Annotated in this window: 7 protein-coding genes; all 7 read left to right on the top strand. The window is 66.3% G+C overall.

Features of this window, described 5'->3' with window-relative positions; all coding sequences use genetic code 11:
* The first annotated feature begins 161 nt into the window (after nt 1-161).
* Nucleotides 162-2,486, top strand: a complete 2,325-nt coding sequence (locus tag A5766_RS15250; protein WP_064863783.1) for an HAD-IIA family hydrolase — start codon at nt 162-164, stop codon at nt 2,484-2,486.
* 12 nt (nt 2,487-2,498) lie between these two features.
* Nucleotides 2,499-2,756, top strand: a complete 258-nt coding sequence (locus tag A5766_RS15245; protein ID WP_064863782.1) for a hypothetical protein — start codon at nt 2,499-2,501, stop codon at nt 2,754-2,756.
* A 44-nt stretch (nt 2,757-2,800) separates the two neighbouring features.
* Nucleotides 2,801-3,697: a TlyA family RNA methyltransferase gene (locus A5766_RS15240; RefSeq protein WP_064863781.1), complete on the top strand. Its 897-nt coding sequence runs from the start codon at nt 2,801-2,803 to the stop codon at nt 3,695-3,697.
* Between the two features lie 36 nt (nt 3,698-3,733).
* Complete coding sequence (locus A5766_RS15235) at nt 3,734-4,816, top strand: NAD kinase (RefSeq protein WP_064863787.1); 1,083 nt, start codon at nt 3,734-3,736, stop codon at nt 4,814-4,816.
* Nucleotides 4,816-6,639 carry a DNA repair protein RecN gene (recN, locus tag A5766_RS15230; RefSeq protein WP_064863780.1) on the top strand — a complete coding sequence of 608 codons (1,824 nt, stop codon included), beginning with the start codon at nt 4,816-4,818 and terminating at the stop codon, nt 6,637-6,639. Before A5766_RS15235 ends, recN begins: the two co-directional genes overlap by 1 nt.
* Before the next feature lie 92 nt (nt 6,640-6,731).
* On the top strand, nt 6,732-7,913 hold the full coding sequence (gene steA, locus A5766_RS15225; protein ID WP_197501469.1) for a putative cytokinetic ring protein SteA: 1,182 nt from the start codon (nt 6,732-6,734) through the stop codon (nt 7,911-7,913).
* A 3-nt stretch (nt 7,914-7,916) separates the two neighbouring features.
* Nucleotides 7,917-8,852, top strand: coding sequence for a copper transporter (locus A5766_RS15220; RefSeq protein ID WP_005206970.1), 936 nt, complete (start codon nt 7,917-7,919; stop codon nt 8,850-8,852).
* Nucleotides 8,853-8,865: the final 13 nt, after the last annotated feature.

Below are 8,865 nucleotides of genomic sequence, written 5' to 3'. Positions count from 1 at the left end.
GGAGAGTAGGACACCGCCGAGCACAACATTCCAGTAATGCCCCGCACCCCTCAAGGTGCGGGGCATTACTGCATTCAGAAGCATTTACAGTTCACTCACGCGGGAGCTCCGGGTCGCTGCGGATTCCGCACCAGGACCCCGCAGGGCATAGATTGAGAGTCATGAACGATCGCGATCGGGGACAAGACAGACGAGGCCGCGGGCGTGGGGCGGACAGTCGCGGACGAGGGCCTGACGGGCGAGGACGCGCGTCGGATCGACGTGGTTCGGACCGGCGGGGCTCGGAGGGTCGGCCGGCGGGTCCGCCGTTGCCCGACGACGTCGTGGCGTCGGATCTCGACCAAGAAGTCCGTCGGGATCTGCTGACGCTGGACAAGGCGAACGCAGATCGGGTGGCGCGTCACCTGGTGATGGTCGCTCAACTGCTCGATTCCGATCCGGAGTTGGCGCTTGCTCACGCACGTGCAGCGCGGGAACGCGCCTCCAGGGTCGGATTGGTCCGTGAAACCGCAGGAATAGCGGCGTACAACGCAGGTGAGTGGCAAGAAGCTCTGACCGAGTTGCGTGCCGCACGCAGAATCAACGGCGGTACATCGTTGCTGCCGTTGATCGCCGACGCGGAGCGCGGACTCGGCCGCCCAGAACGTGCCATCGAAATCGCTCGTAGTGAAGAGGGGCGCTCGCTCACCGGCGACGAGGCGACAGAAATGCACATCGTCGAGGCAGGCGCTCGCATCGATGCCGGCGAACCCGCGAAAGCACTCGTGACGCTTCAGGCGGAAGATCTCGCACCAGGTCGGACGGGCACGATGGCCGCACGGCTGTTCTACGCCTATGCATCCGCACTGTTGGCCGCTGACCGTCGCGATGATGCGGTGACCTGGTACATGAACGCCGCCGCCGCAGACGTCGACGATGCCACCGATGCGGAGTTCCGCCTGATGGAGCTCTCGGAGGACATGAGTCCCGACACCCCATCGGAAGGCGAGCCTTCCGATGGGGGAGATGTCGTCGACGTCGTCGGTGCCCCCGAAGAGACCGAAGCGACCGACGACACCGACGACACCGTGGTTGCGGCCGCTGGTGGTGCAGACGCCGCGTCGGTGAACGAGCAGGTCGATGACGCAGTAGATGATGCTGCCCGGTCGGAGACCTCCAGCGCGGCTGCGGAAGCCGCAACCACGTCGGCTACAGAACCATCCGATCAGGAATCGGCTCCCTCGAGCACGGCTTCGACGCCTACAACTCCTGTGCAAGCTCCTGAACCGTCGACGCAAGCTCCTGAACCGTCGACGCAAGCTCCTGAACCGTCGACGCCGGTGGCGGAGCGTTCGGCACCAGCTGCCGAGCCTTCTACGCCGAGCACGGCTTCCACTGAACAGGCTGACATCGCCACGACGTCGACACCAGCAGCGTCGAACGTATCCTCGCCGAAGCCGCAGGCTCCGCCGGAAGGGTCGCTGGCCGATCACTACGAGGCGTTGCTCCTCGATCTCGACGGCACCGTGTTCGCAGGCAAGGAGCCGACTCACGGAGCGCGAGAAACCCTAGACGCTCTCGACCTTCCCCAGATCTTCGTCACCAACAACGCGAGCCGACGTCCGAATGAAGTTGCAGCACATCTGAATTCGATGGGTTTCTCGGCGACCGACGATCAGGTTGTGACAAGCGCCCAGACCGCGGCTCGTCTGCTCTCCGAACACGTCGAGCCAGGCTCGCGTGCGCTCGTGCTCGGTACGGACGGACTGGCGCAGGAGGTGCGCGAGGTCGGAGTCGGCGTCGCCAGGAGCGCCGACGACCGTCCAGCCGCCGTGATCCAGGGATTCTCGCCGGATACGAACTGGTCGACGCTGTCGGAGGCCGCTCTCGCGATCCGCGCGGGTGCGCTGTGGATTGCCACCAATACGGACGCGACGCTGCCCTCCGAGCGTGGACTGCTTGTCGGAAACGGGTCACTGGTCGCCGCCGTCGCCAACGCGACCGGTGCCGAACCTCTCGTCGCGGGTAAGCCTGCTGCACCGCTGATGGCGGATGCGATGAAGCGCAGCGGAGTCACCAATTCGCTGGTCGTCGGCGATCGCCTCGACACCGACATCCAGGGAGCGCATTCGGTGGGCCTCGACAGCGCGCTCGTCCTGACAGGTGTCAGCACTCCGAAGGATCTGCTGCTTGCACCACCCGAGCAGCGACCCTCACACGTGATCGACGATCTGACCGGCCTGCTCGACGACGAGGCGTCGGTCCGCATCGGAGAGCAGCCGGACTGGAGCGTCACGGTGTCCGGTTCGACCATCACGGTGACTGCCACCGGGAAGCAGCCCGCGCACGCCGCGCTTCTGCCTGCACTCGCGAACACCGCGTGGGCACTGATCGACGGCCGCGACGTCGACGCCGAATCGGTGGATCCATCAGATGTCACGATCACGAGCGACGATCCGAATGTTCGAGCGCAGATCGACAAGCTCGGTGTCGGTGACCTGCGCTAGCGTGGTCGTGTCATGAACAACCAGCAACCGCGCCCCGTTCCCGGTGCACACCTGCGGCCAGGGCCGCAGGTGGCCGCACCCTCCGACGTTGCGACCGAGCCACAGATACCCGTCGCGGAGTCGGTCCAGTCGTTGCTCGACGAGGTCGACCACATTCGTGAGCAGGCAGGCGGCACCTTCGATCTCGCGGCGCTCGCGCGGCAGAGCGAATTGCTGGAGAAGGCTCATGACGTACTCACCGCAGCGTTGGCCGAGGTCGATCCCCGATGACAGCCAACCTGTCGAGGATCATCAACCTGTTCAGGGCCCACTGAGTGGCTACGCGCGCAAGGCTCGACGCCGAGCTCGTCCGCCGGAAGCTGGCGCGCTCGCGAGAGCAGGCTCGTGAGCTGATCGAGGCCGGGCAGGTGACCGTGAATGGGGTGCTCGCCGCGAAACCCGCGACCAATGTGTCTCGCGATACCCCCATCCTCGTCTCCGACGACGGTCCCCGCGACGACTGGGCGTCGCGCGGTGCGCACAAACTACTCGGTGCACTCGAACGATTCGAGCCGCAGGGTTTGAGTATCGCCGGCAAGCGTTGTCTCGACGCGGGGGCGTCGACCGGAGGGTTCACCGACGTCCTGCTTCGACGTGGGGCGGCCGAGGTTGTAGCGGTGGATGTCGGCTACGGGCAGCTCGTCTGGCGGCTCCAGTCCGACGACCGTGTCGACGTGCACGACCGTACCAACGTTCGTCACCTGAACGCCGACGACATCGGTGGCCCCGTCGACATCGTTGTCGCCGACCTCTCGTTCATCTCGCTGTCGCTGGTCCTACCGGCTTTCGCCGCGAGTGTCCGACCTGGCGCCGACCTCTTGCCCATGGTCAAGCCGCAGTTCGAGGTCGGCAAGGACCGGGTGGGCTCAGGTGGCGTTGTGCGCGACCCCGAGTTGCGCGCCGAGGCGGTGTACCACGTCGCACGTGACGCGGCGAAGCTCGGACTGATCACCAGAGACGTCGTGGCGAGCCCGCTGCCAGGGCCGTCGGGCAACGTCGAATACTTCTTGTGGCTGACATACCGTCCCACTGACCACCACGCACGGGCCGACGTTCCCTCGAGCGATACTCTCGGGGAGACTGGTGGCGGCGCACACGATGTCGCCGACATTGCGGATGATGCGCAGTTGCGGGGGATGATCCACCGTGCCGTCGACGGGGGACCTCGCTGAGTGTGCCCGCAGATCGGGAATGGTGAAAGGAACAAGGTGATCGACGAATCAGTGGTCGCCGTGTCCGGTCAGCGCGAGTTCATGGTGGTGGCGCACACCGGACGTGCCGTGGTGACCCGTACGGTCGAATCGATCGCACGCCACTGCGCAGCCGCGGGCGTCGGCCTACGCATCATCGACCACGACCTCACTGCCGACAATCCCGCGACGCAGGACGACGTCGACCTTCATGGACGAGACGATCGGGTAGGTCACGACGACGCGAGCGATGACGACGGTCCCGCCAACCGCGATCATGGTCCCAAGCGGCCACCGAGCCATCCGCTCGACATCGACGGACTCCGCGAACTCGGTGCAGACGTCACCGTCGCGATGGGCGACCCGGAATCGGCCGTGGGGTGCGAGGTGGTGATCGTGCTCGGGGGCGACGGAACATTCCTGCGCGCAGCAGAACTCGCCTATCCGGCGGGTGTTCCGGTGCTCGGAATCAACCTCGGACACATCGGGTTTCTCGCCGAAGCCGAGGCCAATCGCATCGACGACGTGATGGCACAGCTCATCTCGCGTGATTACCGCGTCGAACCGCGCATGACCCTCGACATCTCGATCAGCCATCCGACCAAACCGGACGAGGTGCGCCGTAGCTGGGCACTCAACGAGGTCGCCATCCTCAACCGAACCAATAACGGCGTCCTCGAGTTGGTGACTGAAGTAGACGGTCGGCCGGTGTCCGCGTTCGGAGCCGACGGCGTACTCGTGTCGACTCCCACAGGATCGACTGCCTACGCCTTCTCCGCCGGCGGGCCCGTGATGTGGCCCGACCTCGAAGCGATCCTGATCGTTCCGAGCAATGCGCATGCGCTCTTCGCCCGACCGATGGTGACCAGCCCTCGGTCGCGGATCGCGGTGGAGATCGACAAGCACGGACGATCGGCGATCGCCCTGTGCGACGGTCGACGTCAGATCTTCGTCCCAGCAGGTGGACGCGTCGAAGTGGTCCGAAGCGACCGATCGGTGCTGTGGGTACGCATCGATTCCGATCCGTTTGCCGATCGGCTCGTGACGAAATTCGACCTGCCGGTGACCGGTTGGCGCGGTCGGCAGGGTGAGGGGAACTAGTGCTCGAAGAGCTGTCGATCTCCGGCCTCGGCGTCATCGATCAGGCCTCCGCACAATTCAGTCCCGGTTTCACCGTTCTGACGGGCGAGACCGGTGCAGGCAAGACGATGATCGTCACCAGTCTGCGCCTACTCTCGGGCGCACGTGCCGACGCCGGGCGAGTGCGTTCGGGAAGCCAGAAGGCCACCGTCGAAGGGCGGTTCCGACTCGCTGAGTCCGCCGACGCCGCCACTCGTGCCGCCGTCGCCGACATCGTCGAATCCGCAGGTGCAGAACTCGATGACGACGGCTCGGTCATCGCGGTCCGCACCGTCGGATCCGATGGTCGTTCGCGCGCGCACCTCGGCGGGCGGTCGGTGCCGGTCGGTGTGATGGGCAGGTTCACGGGTGCGCTGCTGACGATTCACGGCCAGAACGACCAACTGCGCCTGCTTCGTCCCGACCATCAGCGTGACGCCCTCGACAGTTTCGCCGGGGACAAGGCGACCGCGGCGCTGAAGCGGTATCGCTCGGCGCGCGAGAGCTGGGTCGCGGTTCTCGACGAACTCGACGCGCGGCGCGCCAACCATCGTGAACTCGCGCAGGAGGCCGACCGACTGCGCTTCGGCATCGACGAGATCGCCGCTGTCGACCCGCAGCCGGGAGAAGACGACGCGCTCGCCGACACAATCCGCAGACTTTCCGATCTCGAGTCGATCCGTTCGGCGGCTGCGGGATCGCACGACGTCGTCGCGGGCGACAACAGCTCACTCGTCGACGGTCTCGGGCAGGTTCGCTCGTTGCTCGAGTCCGCTGCCGACGCGCAACTACGGACACTGGCTGGTCGCGTGTCGGAGGCACTGACCGTCGTCACGGATATCGGCGACGAGTTGTCGTCGTTTCTGTCCGGATTACCCAGCGACGCAGACGAACTCGAGAAGCTGCTCGCCCGCCAGGGTGAACTGAAGGCTTTGGTGCGCAAATACGCACCCGACATCGACGGCGTCATCGCGTGGCGCGAGACGGCGGAACGTCGACTCTCCGAGATCGACGACCCGCAGGGCTCGATCGACGAACTCGAGGTGGCGGCCGCATCGGCACGCACCGACGTCGAGTCTGCGGCGTCGACGCTGCGAACCATCCGTCGTAAGGCGGCCACATCCATGTCGAGCAAGGTGTCGGCCGAACTGGCTGGCCTTGCCATGGGCGACGCCGCACTGTCGGTGAACGTCATCCCCGACACCGCGGCGCCCGACGATCGGCTGACGATCACGGTCGACGGTGCGGCCGCGCACGCGGGTGCCGATGGCGCCGACCGTGTCGAGTTCGCGCTCGTCGCGCACACCGGAGCCGATCCGTTGCCGATCGCGAAATCGGCGTCCGGCGGCGAACTCTCACGACTGATGCTGGCGCTCGAAGTGGTTCTGGCAGAGCCGACGTCGGGATCGGTCATGGTCTTCGACGAGGTCGACGCCGGTGTCGGTGGACGGGCAGCGGTGGAGATCGGGCGCAGGCTCGCGGGACTCGCACGGGCACACCAGGTCATCGTCGTCACCCATCTCCCACAGGTCGCGGCCTTCGCCGACAACCACCTGGTGATCGGGAAGACCTCGAAATCCGGCGATCGTGCGCAGACCAGCACGCTGCGGCCACTCGACCGTGACGCGCGCATCGCCGAATTGGCGCGGATGCTCGCAGGCCTCGGCGAATCCGACACTGGCCGAGCACACGCGGAAGAGCTGCTGGCCACCGCCGACAGCGAGAAGGCGCACGCGGTCGGATCGTCGGCAGACGAGGCGACGAGCGCAGCGACGAAAGCGAAGGGCACCCGCAAGAAGCGCTGAAACAGCTGATACTCGTGTGACAAAAGTTGCCCATGTTGCGGCGCGCCTCCCCGAGGCAGTGCGGCGCACGGTCAATCATGTGGTGCATGAAGATGCCCGCACTGCTCGCACGTAACTCCGAAGAACTGCCTGGCGTGTCCGGTATCGCCAGGATCGACAAGAACACCCGCCGCCTCCTCGACCGAGTCGGACCGGGCGACATCGCCATCCTCGACGAGGTCGACCTCGACCGCGTCACCGCCGACGCACTGGTCGAGGCCAATGTCGTCGCCGTGGTCAATGCGTCCCGCTCCATCAGCGGGCGCTACCCCAACCTCGGACCGGAGGTGCTCGTCGGCTCCGGGATCGTCCTCGTCGACGAGGTCGGACCCGAGGTGTTCAAGCGAGTCAAGGACGGCGCGAAACTCCGGGTCGACGACGGCAAGGTGTTCGTCGGTGAGCGACGCCTCGCGCGCGGCACCACGCTCGACGAGCACGAGATCGCCGACATGATGATCGAGGCCAAGACGGGGCTCGTCGATCACCTGGAAGCCTTCTCCGGCAACACGATCGAGTTCATTCGGAGCGAGTCCCCACTGCTGATCGACGGCGTCGGCGTGCCCGACATCGACGCCTCGCTGGTCGGCAAGCACGTCGTGATCGTGGGCGACGGTCCCGACCGTGCCGCCGATCTGCGCGCGCTCAAGCCGTTCATCAAGGAGTACTCACCGGTGATCATCGGTGTCGGTGCCGGCGCGGACACGCTGACGAAGGCCGGGTACAAGCCCTCGCTGATCGTCGGCGATCCGGAGGAGATGAAGATTGCGACGCTGAAATGCGGTGCGCAACTGGTGCTTCCGGCAGACACCGACGGCCATGCCTCGGGGCTCGAGCGAATCCAGGACCTCGGAATCGGGGCGACCACGTTCCCCGCTGCCGGCGCGGCGTCGGATCTCGCTCTGCTGCTCGCCGACTACCACGGTGCCGACCTCATCGTCACCGTTGGCTATGGCGGCACCCTCGACGACTTCTTCGATCGCTCGCGGCGCGAGAGCAATCCGTCGACCTTCCTCACCCGGATGAAGGTCGGACCCAAGCTGGTCGACGCGAAAGCCGTTGCGACGCTGTACCGGAGCCGCGTGTCGGGAGCCGCCGTGGCCTTCGTGGTGCTCGCTGCGCTGATCGCGGTGATCGCCGCGGTGATGTTGTCGAGCGCGGGCGGCGAAGTGACCGATTGGGTTGTCGCACAGTGGCATCAGCTCGTCGAGTGGGCCCGCGGGGTCTGGAACAGGTAGGCAATGATTTCGGTTCGGCAGCATGCGATCTCGCTCGCCGCGGTGTTTTTGGCACTGGCGGTGGGCCTGTTCATCGGCTCCGGTTTCGTCGGCGACAGAATGAACTCGTTGACCGGCACCAGTCGCGATCGCATCGGGGCGTTGCAGGACGAGCGTGATCAACTCAACGATCAGCTCAACAGCGCCAACAGTTTTGACACCGCGATCACCGGACGGGTGATCGACGGAACGCTGCGCGGGCAGTCGGTCTTGGTGGTGACCGCGCCGGGCGCGGTCGACGCCGACGTCGCTGCCGTCAAGGACGCGATCGCCGGCGCGGGCGCCAAGGTGTCGGGTCAGATCGCGTTGACGCCGCAGTTCGTCGCTGATCAGAAATCCGAGCAACTCTCGACGATCATCGACCAGACGATTCCTCCGGGGTCGACGCTGCGCGCCGAACTGGTCGATTCCGGTGGCCGCACGGGCGACCTGCTCGGCGCTCTGACGCTCGACCGAGGTGGGAAGGGTGCCGCGTCGGCCGACGACAGGCGCACCGGACTGCAGGCACTACGCGACGGCGGGTTCATCGACTACGACGGGGCGGGCTCGACACCTGCCGATCTCGCCGTCGTGGTGACAGGCGGTGGCTACCCCAAGGATTCCGGAGCGCAGGGACAACTCGTCGCCCGCTTCTCCGCAGCACTCTCGGGGCGCGGCGATGGGGGAGCGCTACTCGGTCGGACGGGTTCGACCGCTGGTGGCTCGCCGATTGCCGTCGTTCGCTCGGACCCCGGTCTGGGCAACGCCGTCTCGACCGTCGACAACGTCGATCAGCAGACCGGGCGCATCACGTCGATCCTGGTCCTGCAGGAGGAGAAGGGCGGACGGACCGGCGCCTACGGCACCGGCGCGGGTGCCAAGGCGATCACGGTCGGGGCCACCGACCGACCGTCGACCTGACTGATGGCGGCCC

This window comes from Gordonia sp. 852002-51296_SCH5728562-b (assembly GCF_001665475.1).
Taxonomy (GTDB): Bacteria; Actinomycetota; Actinomycetes; order Mycobacteriales; family Mycobacteriaceae; genus Gordonia; species Gordonia sputi.
This window is presented reverse-complemented; position numbering and strand designations above follow the sequence as displayed.

Coding starts and splice junctions, on each gene's coding strand:
- A5766_RS15250 (WP_064863783.1), top strand. CDS start 162: ATGAACGATCGCGATCGGGGACAAGACAGACGAGGCCGCGGGCGTGGG.
- A5766_RS15245 (WP_064863782.1), top strand. CDS start 2,499: ATGAACAACCAGCAACCGCGCCCCGTTCCCGGTGCACACCTGCGGCCA.
- steA (WP_197501469.1), top strand. CDS start 6,732: ATGCCCGCACTGCTCGCACGTAACTCCGAAGAACTGCCTGGCGTGTCC.
- A5766_RS15220 (WP_005206970.1), top strand. CDS start 7,917: ATGATTTCGGTTCGGCAGCATGCGATCTCGCTCGCCGCGGTGTTTTTG.